This is a genomic window from Arthrobacter sp. KUASC02, from assembly GCF_059739395.1.
Window position 1 is genome coordinate 2,213,343 of the sequence record NZ_AP046053.1, and the last position, 18,351, is coordinate 2,231,693.

20 protein-coding genes and 1 riboswitch are annotated in these 18,351 nt (G+C 65.8%); of the genes, 11 read left to right on the forward strand and 9 right to left on the reverse strand.

Annotation, left to right across the window (positions count from 1 at the left end; all coding sequences use genetic code 11):
- Positions 1-23: 23 nt before the first annotated feature.
- From nrdF to AC6JAC_RS10160, 3 genes are all read left to right on the forward strand, one after another.
- On the forward strand, positions 24-998 hold the full coding sequence (nrdF, locus tag AC6JAC_RS10150; protein ID WP_028269034.1) for a class 1b ribonucleoside-diphosphate reductase subunit beta: 975 nt from the start codon (positions 24-26) through the stop codon (positions 996-998).
- Between the two features lie 209 nt (positions 999-1,207).
- Positions 1,208-2,674: a DUF2252 domain-containing protein gene (locus AC6JAC_RS10155; RefSeq protein ID WP_497964532.1), complete on the forward strand. Its 1,467-nt coding sequence runs from the start codon at positions 1,208-1,210 to the stop codon at positions 2,672-2,674.
- Between the two features lie 126 nt (positions 2,675-2,800).
- Positions 2,801-3,628 (forward strand): VOC family protein, encoded by an 828-nt coding sequence (locus AC6JAC_RS10160; protein ID WP_028269035.1) that lies wholly within the window; start codon positions 2,801-2,803, stop codon positions 3,626-3,628.
- Between the two features lie 23 nt (positions 3,629-3,651).
- Here AC6JAC_RS10160 and AC6JAC_RS10165 read toward each other — a convergent pair whose 3' ends face one another.
- From AC6JAC_RS10165 to AC6JAC_RS10185, 5 genes are all read right to left on the reverse strand, one after another.
- A complete protein-coding gene (locus tag AC6JAC_RS10165) occupies positions 3,652-5,256 on the reverse strand; it encodes an HNH endonuclease signature motif containing protein (RefSeq protein WP_081818765.1) in 1,605 nt (534 codons plus the stop codon).
- Positions 5,257-5,329: 73 nt separating this feature from the next.
- A complete protein-coding gene (locus tag AC6JAC_RS10170) occupies positions 5,330-5,854 on the reverse strand; it encodes a DUF2087 domain-containing protein (protein WP_497964534.1) in 525 nt (174 codons plus the stop codon).
- 4 nt (positions 5,855-5,858) lie between these two features.
- Positions 5,859-6,257, reverse strand: coding sequence for a nuclear transport factor 2 family protein (locus tag AC6JAC_RS10175; RefSeq protein WP_497964536.1), 399 nt, complete (start codon positions 6,255-6,257; stop codon positions 5,859-5,861).
- A gap of 70 nt (positions 6,258-6,327) precedes the next feature.
- Entirely contained in the window at positions 6,328-7,494 is a 1,167-nt protein-coding gene (locus tag AC6JAC_RS10180; RefSeq protein WP_497964538.1) for a cytochrome P450, read from the reverse strand.
- Positions 7,495-7,603: 109 nt separating this feature from the next.
- Positions 7,604-8,194, reverse strand: coding sequence for a TetR/AcrR family transcriptional regulator (locus AC6JAC_RS10185; RefSeq protein WP_497964540.1), 591 nt, complete (start codon positions 8,192-8,194; stop codon positions 7,604-7,606).
- A gap of 85 nt (positions 8,195-8,279) precedes the next feature.
- Here AC6JAC_RS10185 and AC6JAC_RS10190 point away from each other — a divergent pair, with 85 nt between their 5' ends.
- Positions 8,280-8,588, forward strand: a complete 309-nt coding sequence (locus tag AC6JAC_RS10190) for a putative antibiotic biosynthesis monooxygenase (RefSeq protein WP_231510974.1) — start codon at positions 8,280-8,282, stop codon at positions 8,586-8,588.
- Between the two features lie 89 nt (positions 8,589-8,677).
- On the opposite strand, the gene AC6JAC_RS10195 is transcribed toward AC6JAC_RS10190, so the two are convergent.
- On the reverse strand, positions 8,678-9,406 hold the full coding sequence (locus tag AC6JAC_RS10195; protein WP_497964542.1) for a maleylpyruvate isomerase family mycothiol-dependent enzyme: 729 nt from the start codon (positions 9,404-9,406) through the stop codon (positions 8,678-8,680).
- 122 nt (positions 9,407-9,528) lie between these two features.
- On the opposite strand from AC6JAC_RS10195, the gene AC6JAC_RS10200 reads away from it, so the two are divergent.
- The 5 genes from AC6JAC_RS10200 (at position 9,529) to AC6JAC_RS10220 (ending at position 13,753) form a co-directional block, all read left to right on the forward strand.
- Positions 9,529-10,350, forward strand: a complete 822-nt coding sequence (locus tag AC6JAC_RS10200) for an amino acid ABC transporter substrate-binding protein (protein WP_497964544.1) — start codon at positions 9,529-9,531, stop codon at positions 10,348-10,350.
- Between the two features lie 36 nt (positions 10,351-10,386).
- Positions 10,387-11,052, forward strand: a complete 666-nt coding sequence (locus AC6JAC_RS10205) for an amino acid ABC transporter permease (RefSeq protein WP_497964546.1) — start codon at positions 10,387-10,389, stop codon at positions 11,050-11,052.
- Entirely contained in the window at positions 11,039-11,824 is a 786-nt protein-coding gene (locus AC6JAC_RS10210; protein WP_497964548.1) for an amino acid ABC transporter ATP-binding protein, read from the forward strand. The genes AC6JAC_RS10205 and AC6JAC_RS10210 overlap by 14 nt, the downstream gene beginning before the upstream one ends.
- Before the next feature lie 98 nt (positions 11,825-11,922).
- The gene (locus tag AC6JAC_RS10215; protein ID WP_497964550.1) at positions 11,923-12,909 is read left to right on the forward strand and encodes a dienelactone hydrolase family protein; all 987 of its coding nucleotides are present in this window, start codon (positions 11,923-11,925) and stop codon (positions 12,907-12,909) included.
- Positions 12,902-13,753: a CPBP family glutamic-type intramembrane protease gene (locus tag AC6JAC_RS10220; RefSeq protein ID WP_497964552.1), complete on the forward strand. Its 852-nt coding sequence runs from the start codon at positions 12,902-12,904 to the stop codon at positions 13,751-13,753. Before AC6JAC_RS10215 ends, AC6JAC_RS10220 begins: the two co-directional genes overlap by 8 nt.
- Here the strand turns inward: AC6JAC_RS10220 and AC6JAC_RS10225 are convergent.
- Entirely contained in the window at positions 13,747-14,664 is a 918-nt protein-coding gene (locus AC6JAC_RS10225; RefSeq protein WP_497964554.1) for a ribonuclease Z, read from the reverse strand. The two genes, AC6JAC_RS10220 and AC6JAC_RS10225, sit on opposite strands and share 7 nt — an antisense overlap.
- 135 nt (positions 14,665-14,799) lie before the next feature.
- Here AC6JAC_RS10225 and AC6JAC_RS10230 point away from each other — a divergent pair, with 135 nt between their 5' ends.
- A complete protein-coding gene (locus AC6JAC_RS10230; protein WP_454698736.1) occupies positions 14,800-15,318 on the forward strand; it encodes a DNA alkylation repair protein in 519 nt (172 codons plus the stop codon).
- On the opposite strand, the gene AC6JAC_RS10235 is transcribed toward AC6JAC_RS10230, so the two are convergent.
- Positions 15,285-15,539: a hypothetical protein gene (locus AC6JAC_RS10235; protein ID WP_156037032.1), complete on the reverse strand. Its 255-nt coding sequence runs from the start codon at positions 15,537-15,539 to the stop codon at positions 15,285-15,287. The two genes, AC6JAC_RS10230 and AC6JAC_RS10235, sit on opposite strands and share 34 nt — an antisense overlap.
- Before the next feature lie 25 nt (positions 15,540-15,564).
- On the reverse strand, positions 15,565-17,085 hold the full coding sequence (locus AC6JAC_RS10240; protein WP_497964556.1) for a polysaccharide deacetylase family protein: 1,521 nt from the start codon (positions 17,083-17,085) through the stop codon (positions 15,565-15,567).
- Positions 17,086-17,350: 265 nt separating this feature from the next.
- Positions 17,351-17,543: riboswitch (cyclic di-AMP (ydaO/yuaA leader) on the forward strand.
- A gap of 3 nt (positions 17,544-17,546) precedes the next feature.
- On the opposite strand from AC6JAC_RS10240, the gene AC6JAC_RS10245 reads away from it, so the two are divergent.
- Positions 17,547-18,305 (forward strand): NlpC/P60 family protein, encoded by a 759-nt coding sequence (locus AC6JAC_RS10245; RefSeq protein ID WP_497964558.1) that lies wholly within the window; start codon positions 17,547-17,549, stop codon positions 18,303-18,305.
- The last annotated feature ends 46 nt before the right edge of the window (positions 18,306-18,351 follow it).

Here is an 18,351-nt window from a genome sequence, read left to right on the forward strand (position 1 = left end):
CAACCCAACGTTTAGGGGATGACATGACCGAAAAGGTCAAGCTGCTTAGCCACGTCGAGGCGATTAACTGGAACCGTATCCAGGACGACAAGGACGTGGATGTCTGGAACCGCCTCGTCAACAACTTCTGGCTGCCGGAGAAGATCCCGCTGTCCAACGACGTCCAGTCCTGGGCAACACTGACCCCTGACGAGCAGCAGCTCACCATGCGCGTGTTCACCGGACTGACCCTGCTGGACACCATCCAGGGCACCGTCGGCGCCGTCTCGCTGATTCCGGATGCGATCACCCCGCATGAAGAAGCCGTGTACACGAACATTGCCTTCATGGAGTCCGTGCACGCCAAGAGCTACTCGTCCATCTTCTCCACGCTGGCCTCCACGAAGGAGATCGACGAGGCGTTCCGCTGGTCCACCGAGAACGCGAACCTTCAGAAGAAGGCGCAGATCGTCATGGACTACTACCAGGGCGACGATCCGCTGAAGCGAAAGGTGGCTTCCACGCTGCTGGAGAGCTTCCTGTTCTACTCGGGCTTCTACCTGCCGATGTACTGGTCCTCACGGGCCAAGCTGACGAACACGGCAGACCTCATCCGCCTGATCATCCGCGACGAGGCCGTGCACGGCTACTACATCGGCTACAAGTTCCAGAAGGGCCTGGAGAAGGTCTCCGAGGAGAAGCGCCAGGAGATCAAGGACTACACGTTCGAGCTGCTCTTCGAGCTGTACGAGAACGAAGTCCAGTACACACACGACCTCTACGACTCCGTCGGCCTGGCCGAGGACGTCAAGAAGTTCCTGCACTACAACGCCAACAAGGCGCTGATGAACCTGGGCTACGAGGCCATGTTCCCGGCGTCCGTCACCGACGTGAATCCGGCCATCCTCTCGGCGCTGTCCCCGAACGCGGACGAGAACCACGACTTCTTCTCGGGTTCGGGTTCGAGCTACGTGATCGGCAAGGCCGTCAACACCGAAGATGAGGACTGGGACTTCTAAGTCCTTCTCCTTCGCGTCCTCTTGTTTTCCCATATAGGAATTTGGAACGGCCCCGCACGCTGACGCGTGCGGGGCCGTTCCGCTCTCGCGTCCGGGCGGCAAACCACCATGCTCGCGGAAGCATTGGGCCTGGTACAAAGCCGGACGGTTTCGAGGGCACTGTCCCGGCGAAAAGGGTTGTGGCATGATGCAGGCATGCTCGCCAGGACATGGTCGAAGTCAGTGGCATTCCAGAAGCCAGATGCCAGCCGGCTCCCGCTCACCAGCACCCTGCGGCCGTGAAAATCCCAAGCTCGGCTCATCATGACTCGATTGCCCTGGCCCGGGTTGCTGGACGGGACGCGCGGAACTCGTTGCCCCGCACAGAGCAGGCGGCTTACGGCGTCCCGGAACGGGACCCCATCGGAATCCTCGAAAGCCAGCACATCACCAGGCTCTCGGAGCTCATTCCGGTGCGCGTAGGTCGGATGCTGGAGACACCATTCTCGTTCTACCGCGGGGCAGCGGCGGTCATGGCCCACGATCTCGCCGACTCGCCCGTCACCGGCCACACCCTCATTGCGAGCGGCGACGCACACCTGGCGAACTTCGGGCTCTTCGCCAGCCCGGAACGGCGCCTGATTCTTGACCTCAATGATTTTGATGAGGCATATCCTGCGCCATGGGAATGGGACGTGAAACGACTGGCCGCGAGCGTCTGGTTGAACGGCCGGAACTGTTCATTCACTGAAGAGCAGTGCCGCACGGCAGTCGAGGGCTGCGTGCGAAATTACCGACAAGCGCTCAAGGTCCTGTACAGCCACACAGCGACTGAGCGGTATTATTTTCAGCTTGATGCAGAGGTCCTGGGGACGCTGCACACGCTGGCGGACAAACGAATCAGGACTGAAGAGCAAAGAGCCCGGCGGCGGACGTCCGAACAAGTGCTGTCCAAACTCACCATGAGCGATGACGGAGGCGTGCCCAGGATCGTCGATCAGCCGCCCATCGTCCGCCACCCGGCAACCATGGATTTCGCAGCCATGGAGCAACTTGTCCGGCGGTATCGGAGCACCCTTCGGGCGGATACGTCATTGTTGCTAAGCCAGTATCGTCTGGTGGACTACGCCCGCCGGCTAGTGGGCGTGGGCAGCGTCGGGACGCGCAGTTGGATACTGCTGTTTCAGGGTCCCGCCGGAGAGCCGCTGTTTCTGCAGGCCAAGGAGGCAGGCAAATCCGTCCTGGAAACCCACGGGCGTGTGGACCAGGCACCACAATACGTCGTCACAGACCTGACCGCACGCGGTCAGGGATACCGGGTGGTGGGCGCCCAACGAATCCTGCAGGCCCAGTCGGACCCCTTCCTTGGCTGGATAAAGGACGTGCCCGGGGAAGACGGGCTGCCGCGGGATTACTACATCCGGCAGTTCCGCGATATGAAAGGATCTTTCACGCTGACCGAGATGAACGCGAAGGAAACCGCGGTCTACGCCGGGCTGTGCGGCGGCCTGCTGGCGCGAGCACACTCCCAAAGTCCCGGGAGTGCCTTCATCCTCGGTTATCTGGGAAGGAGTGCCGTCTTTGACCACGCAATCTCAGATTGGGCCAAAAGATATGCAGACAAGACGGAAGCAGATCACGCGCTGCTGCAGCGAGCCGTTCAATCCGGACGGCTGCCTGCTGAAACAGGGGTGTAGCAGGGCCGGCGGGCTTCACTTTGGCTGACCACCCGAACCTTGAAATCGTGGCCTGATATCCGCGCCGGGCAGGCTACCCGGCCGGACCCTGACTCGCTAGGCTTTGTCCATGGACGGGAGCTAGACATGACCGATCGGACCTACCCCCACGGCGTCCCAAGTTGGATCGATACGGAGCAGCCCGACGTCGAGGCGGCCGTCGGGTTCTACTCCGGACTCTTCGGCTGGACATTCGAGGATGTCATGCCGCCGGGATCGCCTGGCCGCTACTTGATAGCTAAGCTCGACGGCCAGGACGTCGGCGGGATGGCCGGCACTCAAAGGGATGCCGCGGTGTGGAACACCTACGTGGCGGTCGAGGACGCGGACGCCGCTGTGCAGCATCTGGTCGCCGCCGGTGCCACGGTGCTATCGGCACCTGCAGATGCCGGAGAAGGCGGACGCAGTGCTGCGCTGACCGATCCGGAGGGCGTCGAGTTTCGCATCTGGCAGGCTAAGCGACGCTTAGGGGCACAAGTGGTAAATCTGCCAGGGGCCTGGAATTTCAGCGACCTCCACACGGCCAACCGCGGCGTGGCCGTTGCGTTCTACGAGGAAGCGTTCGGCTGGCAGGTCGACGACTTGGGCTTCGCGATGATGGTCCGCCAGCCAGGCTATGGTGACCACCTTGAGGCGACAGCCGATCCGGACATCAGGGCGAGGCAGTCCGGGCTGGTCGCCCCGCCCGGCTTCGAGGACGCCATCGCCTGGATCGCAACCAAGGGCCCAGATGAACCACCCCACTGGCACGTCTCATTCACCGTTGCCGACCAGGACCGGACGGCGGTTGAGGCCGAACGACTCGGCGGGCACGTCATGAGCCAGAACGAAACCAAGTGGACGCGCGAGGCACTAATCCGAGACCCTCAAGGAGCAGTGTTTACTGCAAGCCAGTTCACGCCACCTGCGGGCTGACGGATCCTGCAGCGCGCTGCGGTTTAGGCGCCCTGCAGTAGTAACGCCTCCGGAAGGAAATCGTCCAGGGCGTCTGGCCAGGGCTGGTGGTCAACGTCCGCGTCTGCGGCTAGGTATTCGTGCCCGGGCGTGAAGAGGTGCCATTCGGGGAAGGGGTCCGGGGGTAGCTCCGGTTCGGGATGGGGTCCTGGATCTGCGGGTGGTCCCAGGCCCGCGCGTAGGTCCCCGATCTCGATGTCGTCCGGCTGGTGGGGTGGTTCCCAGTCCTGGTGTTCGCTGGGGTAGTGCCGCCCGGCCGGTGAGGTCCATCCCGGCGGGCTGTTCTTGCCGGCACTGGTTGGTGTCCAGGCGGTGCTGTGTTTGAGGTGGTGGTGTTTGGGGCAGGGCTGGCCGAGGTTGGAGATTCCGGTGGTGCCGCCGTCGGCCCAGGCCAGGAGGTGGTCTGCGTCGTTGTCCAGGGAAGGGTTGCTGCAGCCGGGGAAGGGGCATTTGCCGTCGCGGAGCCGGAGCCATCGGCGTTGGGCCTGCGTGAGGCGGTAGCTGGTCCGTCCGATTTCCAGCGGTGCGCCGTCACGCGGGTCGATCAGGACGCGGTGGAAGGAATCGGCGCCGTCGGCGATCAGGCGGCGGGCCATCGAGGGCGGGATCGGACCGTGCCCGTCGAGCATGGCCGGTTCGTCCGTGGCACCGAGGAGGGCCAGGACCGGGACGGTGATCAGGACCTGCGCCCGCGGGGACGGGACACCCGCGGCCACACCTGTGCCGCCGGAGCCTGTTCCGCCGAGGAGCCAGGTGGCGGCGGTGTCGGCGCGGAGCTGGGTGAGGGTCCGGGGTTCGTCCGGGCCTTGGAGGGCGCGGGCGGCGGCAGTGGTGCGGTCCCAGATCCCGGCGGCGGTATCGGCCGGGAGGTAGGCGGAGAGCCAGGCCATGCCGTCCCGGTCCGGCTGGTACTCGACCCGCCGGTCCACGGCGCATCGACTGTGGCGGGTTTCGATGCTGACCGGGTGGTGGCGTTCCCGCCAGGTACGTGCCTTGGCCCGGAACCGGGAAGGAACCAGTTCCCCGGCCGGGCACCCGCGGGCCGGCAGCGGTGCGTCGGGGTCCAGGAAATGCGCTTCCAGGGCAGCTGAACCTGCGGGATCCAGGCCGGAGGTTTCGTCGACGACGATCCGGGCGTGCTGCCAGGAGATCGTCCCGGCGTGCAGGGCGGCCAGCGTCAGCGGCAGCGCCGTGGTCAGGGCCAGGGCGTCGGAGATGAGGGCACCGGCGGTGCGTTCGGTGACGGTCAGGACGCAGGCGAGCTCGGCAATGATGGCCATCTCCTGGGCGGTGCTCTCCTGCGGGGAGTCCGCCGGTGGTGCCAGGGCGTTGGCCGCCCGCAGGTACTCGGCAGTCAGCCGCACTTTCAAAGCAGCGGTCCGGGCTTCCTGCCGGGCCAGCTCGGCCAGGGCGTCCAGGCAGTCATCCGCCAGCTCCCGCAACGGATCAGCGCCCGGCGGCAGGCCGCCGTCGGGCCCCTCAGCGCGTTCCGCGCCGGAACCGAAATACGACGCCAGCACGGCAGTGGACTCAGCGACGGCCGCCATCGCCTCGCTGCTCTCCGCGCTCCATGCCGTGCTGCTGTCCATACCCACAGCATCTCAGCAGGCACCGACATTCTTCGATGCAGCCGCTGGAACCGTCAGGGCGGCCGCATGCGGACTAGGTCTCTTTGGGCCGGGAATATGAGGACCCGGAGCGCGTCCGTTCCAGCAGGCCGAAGTCCACCATGTAGCGACGAAGCAACACGACGTCGTCCGTATAACTGAGGAGCCGTTCATTGACCTGCTTTTCCGTCAGGTCCTCACCGGCCTTGATGGCATCACTGACGATCCAGGCCAGGAGGTCCCGTCGCTCCGCCTTGTTGGCCGGATACCTCTCGATCCTGCCCAAACGCATAAACCGGGCCACGCCCTCCTGCGGCTGCCGCCGGGGTTGCTGCGTGAGAAGGTCACGGAAAACCGACTCCGAAGCCACCAGTTCGCCGACAGCATTCCGGTCAACAAGCCCGGAGTCAAGAAGGGCGGCGACGGCACGGTTACGCCGATGATCCTTCAGCTCAGCGACGGCATCTGGAAGTTTGGCGCCCAACACAATCCGGGCGTAAGCGGTCCGCGCATCGTTGTTGGCGAGGGCCGCCATGACTCGCCGCCAATGGGGTCCGCCGTACCCCGTTCCTCCGGTCACGTCGTCACTCGTTCACGGTGTCGGCGTGCCGATGCGCCACCCTCCATTCGCCGTCCTCGCGGCGATAGATCTGGGTGGCGCGAAGGGTGTAACTGCGCGGCTGACCGTCGACGGACGTGGAAATATGCTCCAGGCCGGCGGTATAGGCCATGACACCGGCCACGTCGTACGCCTGCAGTTCGAAGCTGTAGGACGTGCAGTCGGAGAAGGCTCTCTCGAGCACAGCGAAGGCCTCGTCCACCTCCCGCTGCCCAAACGCATTCCGCCACGCGCCCAGGATGCTCACAGGCTCGTGCCGGGACCACAGCGCCCGGCGCGGGGCCGAATCGCCGTTATGGAGGGCCAGTTCCGCCTCATGCAGCGAGGATTTAACCCAGGCCAGGAAGTCGTCGGCGTCGCTCATACCTTAGTATGCCTCCGGCCGGGTGCTGATGAGTATGCCTCCGGCCGGGTGCTGATGGCGATCAGCGGGTTCAGCCCGCCTCCCACGTCACCGGAAGCTCCTTGAGTCCGTAGACAATGGTGCTGTCCATCCGTTCCAGCCGGGACCCTGCGGCGACCGTTAGGCCTGGCAGCCGCGACAGGGTAGCCTCCAGCGCGATTCTGGCTTCAAGCCTGGCAAGTGGGGCGCCAAGGCAGAAGTGAATTCCCTGGCCGAACGCGAGATGCCGGGAAGGGCCACGATCGATGTCGAACTCGTCGGGCTCCGTGAAGTGCCGCTCGTCGCGGTTCGCCGATCCGATCCATGCCACCAGCGGGGCGCCGGCCGGAATCTGGACGTCGCCCAAAGCAGTGTCGGCGGCCGCGACCCGGTACATGGACTGGACCGGTGAACGGTAGCGCAGCACTTCCTCGATGGCCTGCGGCAGCAGCTGCGGCTCGGCGAGGAGCCGTTCGAAGGTACCCGGCACTTCCGTGAAGGAAAGGACCGCGTTGCCGATCAGGTTGGTGGTCGTTTCGTTGCCGGCAACCAGCAGCAGGCTGCAGAAGCCCAGTAGTTCGGGCACGCTGAGCTTCTGCCCGTCAATCTCGGCCGAGAGCAAGTTACTGATCAGGTCGTTTCCAGGCTGCCTCCGGCGCTGTTCGATCAGGTCCAGGAAGTACCCGGTCATCTCAACGTTGGTGGCGTGGTGGTCAGCATCCTCCGCTCCGGACCGCGTTTGGCTAACGATGACATCGGACCACTGCTTGAAACGGTCGCGGTCACCAGGGGGTATGCCCATGAGTTCCGCTATGACGATCACCGGCAGCGGGTACGCCAGGCCCGCGATGAGGTCGGCCGTGCCCGCAGGAGCGATTCCGTCCAGCAGCTCATCCGTGAGGGCTGAGATGCGGGGAGCCAGCGCATCCACGGCCTTCGGGGTGAAGGCTTGGGTCACCAGCGAGCGCAACTGCCGGTGCCGGGGCGGATCCGTGGTGATCAGGCTCGCCGCAAACAGCTGGCCTGTCTCCGACGGATCGTCCCCGCCCATTCTTGAGGAGAAGGTTGCATGTTCGGACAGCACACGCTGGACGTCGTCATATCGGAAGACATGCCAGCTCCCGGATTGCTCGTCCTGGAAGACGGGTGAACTCTCCCGCATCGCCCGGTACTGGGGGAACGGGTCAAGCGATCGCGAATAGTCCGCTGCAAAGTCCATGACTGGCCTCTCTGCTCAGCCCGGCAGTCATTCGGCCCTGGCCGAAGCGTCGGGGCGGTTGGGCCAACGGCCCGTGAGAACCTGAGCTTATCCAAGAAGGCCCGGCACGTCAGTAGGGAAGCGGTCCCGGGCTCTCGGCGTCCCGGGAGAGCAGTTCAACCGTCCGCACGATCGACGCTCGCCGGCGCGTCCCGTCCCCTGTCGGGGTAATCACGGCACGCACGTTCGGGATGGCCACCCAGGCGTGGCACAGCGTCACGATGGTCAACAGCAGGTCTTCGGCCGCAGCCTCAGTGATCGCCGGGAGCGCATGACGGATCTCAGCAGCCTTGTCCGCTGCCAGCAGCGCCCGACGTGCTGCGTCAACGGGATGGCCGCGCTCCAGTCCTTCCCAGAACGTCAGCCGGGCCAGGCCGGGAAAGCTGGTCGAGAAGTCGAAGTACCTGCCAGCGAAGTCGGCAACGGCCCCGGGACCCGAGCCCACTACGGGGAGGTCCTCCAATGCCGTCACGAGCTGACGCCCAAGTGCAGCTTCGAAGAGCTGTGCCTTGCCGCCGTAGTAAAAGTAGATCCGTTCGCGGTTGCACCCCGACGCCAGGGAGATCTGGTGGATTCGTGCCCCCGCGAAGCCGCGCTCCGAAAACTCGGAGATGGCGGCATCGAGCAGCTTCTCCCGTGTCGCATCCGTGTCCCAGGCCATCGCGTCATTCTATCTCCAACTGTCCGTTTGCTTTTGCGGCAAACGGCTCGCTAGCATCAAGTCCAACTAAACGTTTGGAGAATGAGTGGAACACGATGGCAGGGCCCTGGCGGCAGATGAGACGGACGTGCACCATCATCGACCCCCGGGCCTGGCGTCCATCCACACGAGGGCATTCATCACCTGGGTGGCGATCTTTCCCATGGCGGCCCTGGGAATGTACGTGTTGGGAGTCGTTGCTCCGGAATGGCCATCGGTCCTTCGAGCCTTCGTCCTGACCCTGGTGGTGGTCCCCACGGCCGTCTACTTTGCCGTTCCCCGGCTGCTGATGGTTCAGGGCCGGATCAGCGGTGCGGCACGCCAGCGCAGGCTCCGCCGCGCTGAAAGCCGATAGCGTTGAAGGTTCCGCCGCGCTGAAGTCGTCCAGTCACAAGCCTGAACAAGCGCACGACGGCGGCTGGTTGCCTTGCGTGCCAGTCCGCCTTACGGTGTGAGCGGCTCCCGCAGAACGCGCAGTGCGAGGGCTGCGTCGCCGTCGATGACGGCCTTCTCCTGGAGGCTGGAGCGGCCCCAGAGCCCGAGGTACATGTCCGGTAATGCCGCGGTGACGGATGCCGCCGCGGTGCCGCTGCCCACGGTCCAAGCGCCCGCGCCCGCGCCGGTACCCGCTGCCCGGCCTCCCGCGCCGGGCACGCGGAACGAAACTGCCTGCTCCGGTGGCTGCATTCGCCCCAGCCTCACCTGGCGCGGGGTGAACATCGCGAGGACCTCGTCGACGCCGTCGAGCAGGAAGTCCTTGCCCAAAGCCGGTGCCGCCCGTCCGGACGCCTGGCAGGCGTCGATGAGGTGGACGGCGTGCTCGTGTGCCTGGCGCCGGAGCCAGAAGCCCGCGGTGCGCGGCGGCGGTCCAAAGTTCCAGCACGGTGCCCCGGGATCCAGGGACGCCATCGTCGCGAGGAACGGCTCGGCGCCCTCGATGAACCATGCGGCCGCACCCGTGGCCGGAGGCGCCGGTTCCTCGACGTACTGCCCGCTGCGGACCACCGCTGCCGCCCAGCGTTCGATGGAGCCAAGGTGCCCGAACAGCTGTTCCAACGTCCACCCGGGGCATGCCGGTACGGAACGGGACAGCACGTCGTCGGGCTGGCGGGCGAGCGCGGTGAGGCCTTCCAGGAGGCGGGCCAGCTCGGCGAGGTAGCGATCGGGCGACATGGGATGAGCCTAACCCGCGGGGCATCTGTTCTCCCCAAGGCAGATGTTGCTATCGTCGGAGGTGGACTGCCGGCCTGCGGTGCAGCTGGCGAGCCCTTCCGGCTACAGGACGAAGGTTCATCATGAAGCGCACACGTCTTTCCGCTATCGGCCTCATGGCAGCTGCAGCCCTTGCCCTTGCCGGCTGCGGTTCCGGGTCCACCACACCGTCCGGCTCAGCCCCGGCGGGCGGCGCAGACACCTCCCTGAGCGACGTCAAGAGCGCAGGTGAGCTCAAGATCGGCACCGAGGGCACGTACAAGCCCTTCTCGTTCCACGCCGACGGCAGCGGCGAGCTGACCGGGTACGACGTCGAGATCATCACCGCCGTCGCTGAAAAGCTCGGCGTCAAACCCTCCTTCCAGGAAACCCAGTTCGACGCCATCTTCGCCGGGCTGGAGGCCAAGAGATTCGACGTGGTGGCCAACCAGGTCTCCATCACCGACGAACGCAAGGCGAAGTACGAATTCTCCGAACCGTACACGGTGAGCACCGGCGTCATTGTCACTAAGGCCGACGACAGCAGCGTCAGTTCCTTTGACAGCCTCAAGGGCAAGACCACCGCGCAGTCACTGACCAGCAACTGGTACAAACTGGCTCAGGAAAGCGGCGCCAATGTCGAGGCCGTGGAAGGCTGGGCGCAGGCGATCACACTGCTCAAGCAGGGCCGTGTTGACGCCACCATCAACGACAAACTGACGTATCTGGACTACCAAAAGACCGCGAAGGACAGCGGCATCAAGATCGCCGCCGAGACCACGGACAAATCGCTCAGCGCCCTCGCCTTCCGCAAGGGGTCAAGCAGCCTGGCCGAGGCCGTGAACAAGGCCCTCGGCGAACTGCAGACCGACGGCACGCTGACCAGGATTTCGCAGAAATACTTTGACGCGGACGTCTCGAAGTAGCGGGGTGGCGGACGGCGGCGAGCGCAGCGTCAGCGCATGACTATCAACTGGGATCTCGTCTGGAGCTCGCTGGGGCCCATCCTGACCGGCGCGGTAACGGGCACGATTCCGCTGGCACTGGCGTCCTTCGTCCTCGGGCTGCTGCTGGCACTGCTGATCGCGCTGATGCGGCTGAGCCGGAACCCCGTGTTCTCCACCGTTGCGCGGATGTACATCTCGGTCATCCGCGGCACACCCCTGCTGGTCCAGCTTTTCGTCATTTTCTACGGGCTTCCGTCGATCGGGATCACCATCAGCCCGTGGCCCAGCGCCATCATCGCGTTCTCCCTGAACGTGGGCGGGTACGCGGCCGAGGTCATCCGCGCGGCCATCCTGTCCGTTCCCAAGGGGCAGTGGGAGGCGGGCCATACCATCGGCATGTCCCGCCGCCAGTCGCTGGTGCGCATCATCCTCCCGCAGGCCGCCCGGGTCTCGGTACCGCCCTTGTCCAACACGTTCATCAGCCTGGTCAAGGACACGTCGCTGGCGTCCCTGATCCTGGTCACCGAGCTCTTCCGCCAGGCGCAGCAGGTGGCGGCCTTCAGCCAGGAATTCATGCTGCTGTATCTGGAGGCAGCGGTTATCTATTGGATCATCTGCCTGGTCCTGGCCGGAGGCCAGTCCGCCTTGGAAAAGAGATTGGACCGCTATGTCGCCCACTGAATCCGCTCTCCCGGACGATGCCGCGCTGCTTTCCGTACGGGGATTGCGCAAGGCATTCGGCAGCCATGAAGTGCTGAAATCCGTGGACGTGAACGTCCGACGCGGCGAAGTCGTGGCCCTGATCGGGCCGTCCGGGTCCGGTAAGACGACGGTCCTGCGGTGCCTCAACGGGCTCGAAATACCCGACGACGGCGTCGTGGACTTTGCCGGCCAGCTCGCCGTCGACTTTTCAGCGCCGGTGACCAAGAAGCAGCTGGCCGCCTTGAGGGACCGGAGCGCCATGGTGTTCCAGCACTACAACCTCTTTCCGCACAAGACCGTCCTCGAAAACATCATCGAGGGCCCGGTCCAGGTGCAGAAACGCCCCAATGCCGAAGCCATCGCCGAGGCGAGGGAGCTGCTTGCCCGCGTGGGGCTGTCAGCGAAGGAGAAGAGCTACCCTTTCGAACTTTCCGGGGGGCAGCAGCAGCGAGTGGGCATTGTCCGTGCGCTGGCGCTGCGGCCGCAGCTCCTTCTGTTTGACGAGCCGACGTCGGCCCTGGACCCTGAGCTGGTGGGCGATGTACTGACTGTCATCAAGGAGCTGGCGGACGAGGGCTGGACCATGGTGGTGGTTACCCACGAGCTGGCATTCGCCCGGCAGGTGGCCGACGAAGTCATCTTCATGGACGGGGGCGTCGTGGTGGAACGAGGCCACCCGGACACTGTGCTGCGCGACCCGCGGGAGGAACGCACCCGGCAGTTCGTGGACCGGCTGCTCAACCCGTTCTAGGGCCACGCCCTGAGCCGCTGCGCTGCGCCAAGCCCGGCAGCCCTTGCCCCGTGATGGACCGCGGGGGAGGATAATTGGCAAACGGCAGGAGGCGCTCCATGACCCAGCAGCTCGGAAAATTTGAGAAATACCTGATCGAGGAATTCTTCGACGACTACCGTGCCGGTGCCATGAGCCAGCACACGTTTACCCGCCGGGTGGCGTTCATCACCGGGAGCATGGCCGCTGCTGCGGCCGCCATGGCCCTGGTGGGCTGCACCCCGCAGGAGCTTCCGCGCAGCACCGACCCGATGCCCACCCCGTCCGTAGCGTCAAACGGCACCGGCACGGCCACCGGCACCGCTTCCTCAGGCGCGGTGCCCGGAGCCAAAAGCCCGCTGTCCGTACCGGAGGGGGCGGCCGGCGTCGTGGCCGCAACCGTGCGGTTCCCTTCCGCCGGCACCGACATCAGCGGCTACCTTGCCCGGCCGGAAGGCGGCAAACCCGGAGCCGCCGTGCTCATCTGCCATGAGAACCGTGGGCTGACCCCGCACATCCAGGACGTGGCACGACGCTTCGCCAAAGCCGGCTACGCCGCCCTGGCCCTGGACCTGCTCAGCAGGGAGGGAGGAACGGCCAGCCTGGACCGGGACGCTGTCCCGGGTGCACTGACCCAGGCCGGAGCGAAGCGCCACGTCGCGGATTTTTCGGCTGCCTTCGAGTACCTGAACTCACAGGACTTCGTCGATTCCGGGCGGATTGCCATGACGGGCTACTGCTTCGGCGGCGGCATCACTTGGCAGGCGGCGACGGAACTGTCCGGGTTGAAGGCCACCTCGGCGTTTTACGGTCCCGCCCCGGACCTGGACAAGGTCCCCGCCATCAAGCCGGCCGTCCTGGGCGTCTACGCCGAACTCGATGACCGCATCACCGGAGCGATGCCGGCCCTCCGCGATGCCCTTTCCGCCACTGATGTCCGGCACGAGCTAAAGGTTTATCCCGGCGTCGACCATGCGTTCCACAACGACACCGGCGAGCGCTACAACGAGACCCAGGCCACCGCCGCCTGGAACGACACACTGGCCTGGTTCAGCAAGTATGTCTAACCGTTCGCCCGCCGCCGGAACCGGAGCAGGAGCCGGCCGCCGGGCCGGCATCCGCGGCTCTCTTTCGACGAAACTGCTCCCCGCGACGCTTGTGTCTCTCTCCGGTTTTGTCCTGTTCGTCCTGGAACAGAAAGTTCCTGGGTACGGGCTGTTGGCGCTGGCCCTCGTTATGGCCGGACTGATCGACCGGGCGCTCCTGCGCGACCTGGCCCTGATCGCCGCCGGGCTCGTGGCCATCAGCCTGGTTCCGATCACCACGGACATCAGCACCGAACACATGCTGGTCATGGGCACGGCGATGATCCTCGCTGTGGGCGTTCCCTACACAGTTTCGCGTTTTGTCTACAAGGACCATGCGGTGAAGTTTCCGGTGCTGACCGGTCACCCCTGGACCCGGGCGGAGAAATGGTACCTGGCCGCCGTCGTCCTGATGGGGTACGCGGTGCTTCCCGCGTATATGGTCAACACCGGTGTCTACAGCAACTGGCCCGCGGTGTCCGACCCGGAGGGGATCTTCCGGCTTTTCCTGGGCACCAACGTGCTGGGGATCTGGGATGAACTGTTCTTTATCTGCACCGTGTTTATCCTCCTGCGCCGGCACCTGCCGCTGGCCCAGGCCAACGTACTGCAGGCTGTCCTGTTCACGTCCTTCCTCTGGGAACTGGGCTTCCACGCCTGGGCGCCGGTGTTCATCTTTCCCTTCGCCCTTCTCCAGGCGTTCATCTTCACCCGGACCAAGTCACTGTCCTACATCGTGTCCGTGCACCTGCTGTTCGACTTCGTGCTGTTCCTGGTCCTGCTGCATGCCCACAACCGGGCCTGGATCGACATCTTCGTCTACTGACGGTGTTCCCCGCCCGCAATCCAGGGGGCCCGCTCCCGCCTTGGCAAGGGGATCCTGTCCAGGTCCTGCGCGGCGACGACGGCGGCCCGGCCCGCGCGGGCACCGGCCTGTTCCGCCAGCACACCGACGTCCCCGTAGCGGGATGAGAAATGCGTCAGGACCAGTAGTCCGGCCCCGGCAGCGGACGCCAGATCGCCGGCCTGCCCGGCCGTGAGGTGAAGATACCGGGCAGCCAGCCCGGCGTCGTCGTTGCTGAACGTTGATTCCGCCACGAGGAGGTCCACGCCTTCGGCGAGTTCCCGGGCGCCGTCGCATTCCGCGGTATCCATCACGAACGCGAAGCTCTGGCCGGGACGCGGAATGCTCAGGTCTTCCAGCCGCACCCCGTCCAGATTCCCCTCCCGCTGCAGCCGCGCGATGTCCGGTCCCGAGATCCCTGCTGCCGCAAGCCGGTCGGGCAGCAGCGTGCGGCTGGCCGGCTCGACCAGCCGGTATCCGAACGTCTCAATGCGATGCCGCAGTGGCTGCACCTCGAGCCCGGGCGCGATCGGCCCCGGTCCGGAGTGCGGGTGCAGCCGCAGGTCGAGGCCGGGTGAGGCGAGGGACACGAGGGCACGGACCACCTCGCTGCCGGAAGCCGGAAAATGCAGGTCCACCGGGTGCTGCACACCATCGAGCACCATGCGCGACAGGACGCCGGGAAGCCCGAAGCAGTGGTCGCCGTGGACGTGGGTCAGGCAGATCCGCGTCACCTGGCTGGCTGAGACGCCGGCGTGGATCATCTGCCGCTGGGTGCCTTCGCCGGGATCGAAGAGCAGGCCCTCGCCGTCCCAGCGGAGCAGGTACCCGTTGTGGTTGCGGCTCCGCGTGGGAACCTGCGAGGCGGTGCCGAGAACGACCAGTTCACGCATGGGACCGAGCATCTCACGCCGCAGGACCGGAGGACTACCTTGTCCCTAGCGGCCGCATCGGTTGCCCGCGGTAGCCCGCGACGAAACGCCTTCCGGAGTTCGGTCTTCCACCGGCGGGAACGGCAGAATGGTGGGGTGACTGATGCCTGTGACTTCGTGGATGCCTCGCTGCAGCGTGAGAGCTCCTGGCTTCGGGCAGAAGAAGCACAGGCCCGGTTCGGCGACGGTCTTCAGTACTACGGCGCCTCGGTGGGTGCCGTGCGGGGGACCGTCCGCGACATGCTGCGCCGCCACCGCGACCTGGCGCACGATGACATTACCGCGCTCAGCACCGAGCTGTGGTCGGTGCCCGTCTTCGAACGCCGGCTGGCGGCGGTTGTCCTGCTGCAGTCCCGGGTTGCCCTCCTGGACAACTCCGACCTGACCCGGATCGAGGGCTTTGTGCGGGAGGCGCAACTGGGCGAGCTGGCGGACCCCCTCGCACACGACGTCGTCCGTCCCTTGATCGCAGGGCTGGAAGGGCAGGCGAGGGCGAGGGCGGATGTTGTGCTGGACCGCTGGGCGGGGGATCCGGATCCGTGGCTGAGGCGGGCGGCCGTGCTGTCGCGGGCGGATGCCCCTCAGCCGCCGGCCCGTCGCTCCACCACCGCGTAGGCCCTGCCTTCCAGGAACTCCCAGTCGGTGACCACCATGAACCCGAGGGCGCTCACGCGGTCGTTGAGGACCAGGACGTCGAAGCCGCCGTCCCGCGGCTCCGCGTCCCACGTCGCCACATGGAGTTCCTTGCCCTCAAGGATCAGGAGCTCGGTATTGACGTCGAAGTCCTCCGGTGGCTGATCGCTCAGCTGGCAGATCGCCACGCAATAGTGTTTCACCTGGAATTCCGCTCCATGCCGTGTCCTACCTTGGGAAGGCGGTGTTGTAGCGGTACATAAAGGCCGCCATGGCATCCCTGCTCACGGGCTGGACGGGACGGAACGTCTTGGTGCCGTTACTTTCATCCCAGCCGGTGGAGATGTTCATTGACGCGAGCCAGGTGATCTCCTTGTAGAACTGCGTCTGCGGGACCAGGTCGCTAAACGGGGAACTGGCCGGTGCGTTGTAGGCGGGGCTGCTGGCAAAGCGATACATGAAGGCAGCCATGGCGTCCCGGTTCACTGTCTGTAGCGGCCGATACGACCTGGCGCCGTTGCCTTCATCCCAGCCGGTGGAAATGCCCCTCGACGATAGCCAGGAGATTTCCTTGTAGAACTGCGTTTGTGGCGTGACGTCGATGAACGGCGAGGTGCCGGGCGGTGTGAACGCCGGACTTCCGGCGAGACGGTACATAAAGGCGGCCATGGCATCGCGGTTGACGGCGAGCGCCGGACGGTAGGTGCTGGTTCCGTTCGCTTCAATCCAGCCGGTGGAAATCCCCTGCGAGGCGAGCCAGCTGATCTCCGTGAAGAACTGTGCGTTCGCCGGAACGTCCGTGAACGAGCCCGACGGCGACGGCGACGGCGAGGGGGACGGAGACGGAGACGGCGAAGGTGAGGGCGATGGTGAGGGCGATGGTGACGACACCGGGGACTGGCCCAATGCCTGCGCGACTGTGCGGACCGACGTCGTACCGTTTGCTGTCCGCGCGGCCAGCCACGTGACGAATTCCTTGAACAGTGCAGGGCTGATCGACAGGGACGGGTCCGTTCCGTTGGCAATCTCGTGGAAGGTCAGCTGCAGCCAGCCGCCGGTCGTCTCGGCGTTGGTGACGGTGGCCTGCAGGTCCGCCAGGCTCCACGTCGCGGCCACCTGGTCCGGTGCCTTGGTGACCATGGGTTCCGGCGGCGGCAGCGTTTCGGCGACGGGGCAGCCGGCACAGCTGGCGGGAGAGCGGATGTCGCCGAGGCCCCGGGACGTGGAATATCCGCAGCCGCTGACCGCTGACCGTGCCGTCGCATTCTCCGCCGCAAAGGGGTAGGCGAAGTTGCGGACGGTGAAGCCCCAGCCTTCGAGGGTCGACTTGCTGTTGCAGGCCTCCGCGCTTGCAGCCGCTGCGCTGAGCGTTGTCATGTCCGGATGGGTCACGCTGTGTCCGCCGATCTCATTGCCGTCGGCGGCCAGCGTCTGCAGGTTCGCCTGGGTGAGGAACCCGGACTGGCCCACAAAGGACGTGGTGATGAAGAAGGTTCCCACCAGGCCGTGGGCTTTCAGCTCCTGCGCGGCGGCCAACTGGCTGGCGAGGCCGTCGTCGAACGTGAGGCTGACGATGGTTGGTCCCGCGGCTTTCGATGTGCCGGCGACGCCCGCTACCGTGCTGACGGCCAGCAGCAGCGCTCCGAGGATGGCGACCCAGCGCCGGTTGTTCCTATGCCCGGCGGTAGGCGCCGGGAGTTCCGCCACATGGCGTGGCTGGTTGTGGACAGGGCGATTTGACCAACGCATGATTCCTCCAGGCATGTGAGTCCCCCCGCAAGAACATGCACGTAGACTACGCCTCGCGGCGTCAATGGAAAACACTCGAATTTGACAAACCGCGGATCCAAGTATATGTGGAGTACCGCTACCTGCGGGGGGCCGCCTGCGTCGGGCCGCAGCGGTGCCAGGGGAGCGCCCGGCGGACCCGTTACCTTGATGTGACATTCCGGCGGTGACCCACGTACGGTGGAACGGTGCCCGTTGTCTCAGATACCGGCACTCCCGGGCGGATTGCCTAACCCTGCCGCGGTCCGGGATCCGATCAAAACCATCCGGCAGGGACGGGGAAACCACTTTTGACCTGCATAGTTTGGGCAGGTCTTCGGGGTGAAGCCGCACGCCATCCGCACTGCGGACGGCCGCTGCGGCCGGGTGTCTCCCATCCGAATCCGACAGCTAACCTCGCAGGCATCGGGAGAGGTTAATTCATGCTTTCACGTAAACTGCCCGCTCATCATCGCTCAACCGCGCCCGCGGGGCGCTCCGGGGCCACTTCGGCCGGGGGTCGGAGCAGGGTGGGCCGGCAGGTTGCGGTCATAGCCGCTGCCTCGGGCCTGGTCCTGTCCAGCGGCATGGCTGCACAGGCCGCTGAGGCCCCTGCGGAACGTGACTCAGCTCCGGCGTCCGCCCCTGACAACAATGCCCAGGTGGGTGCACCGCTCAGCGCTGATTCCCACGTCAGGATCAGCTATGAACGCCCGGACGTCAGCACCACGCCCGCCCCTGTGGAGGTGCCGGTCGAAGAGCCTGCCCCCGCAGTGGCGTCCGCCCCCGCCCCCGCGGCAGCTCCGGCGCCTGCTGCTCCCGCTGTTTCCGTGCAGGTCCAGGCCGCGGTGCCCGCTCCCGCCCCTGCGCCTGCTGCCGGCGGTGTCAATGCGGCCATGGTTTCTGCCGCCTACGCGCAGCTGGGCATCACCCAGGACTGCACCGCCATGGTGGAAAAGGCCCTTGGCTCAGCCGGTATTCCGGTGGGCGACCTCGGGCCCATGCAGTTCATGAACTACGGTTCCGTGGTGGGGGAGCCCCAGCCCGGTGACATGGTGGTGCAGTCCGGCCACGTCGGCATCTACATCGGCGACGGCCAGGTGATCAGCGGCGGAATGAACGGCGTAAACGCCACCGTCACGCACCCTCTCTCCTGGCTGACGGCCACCGGCGGCGTGACCTTCGTCCGCCCCGGAGCCTAGACTCCCCGCCGCTTCATCAAGCGGGCGCACCAGCGGGGGCGTAACC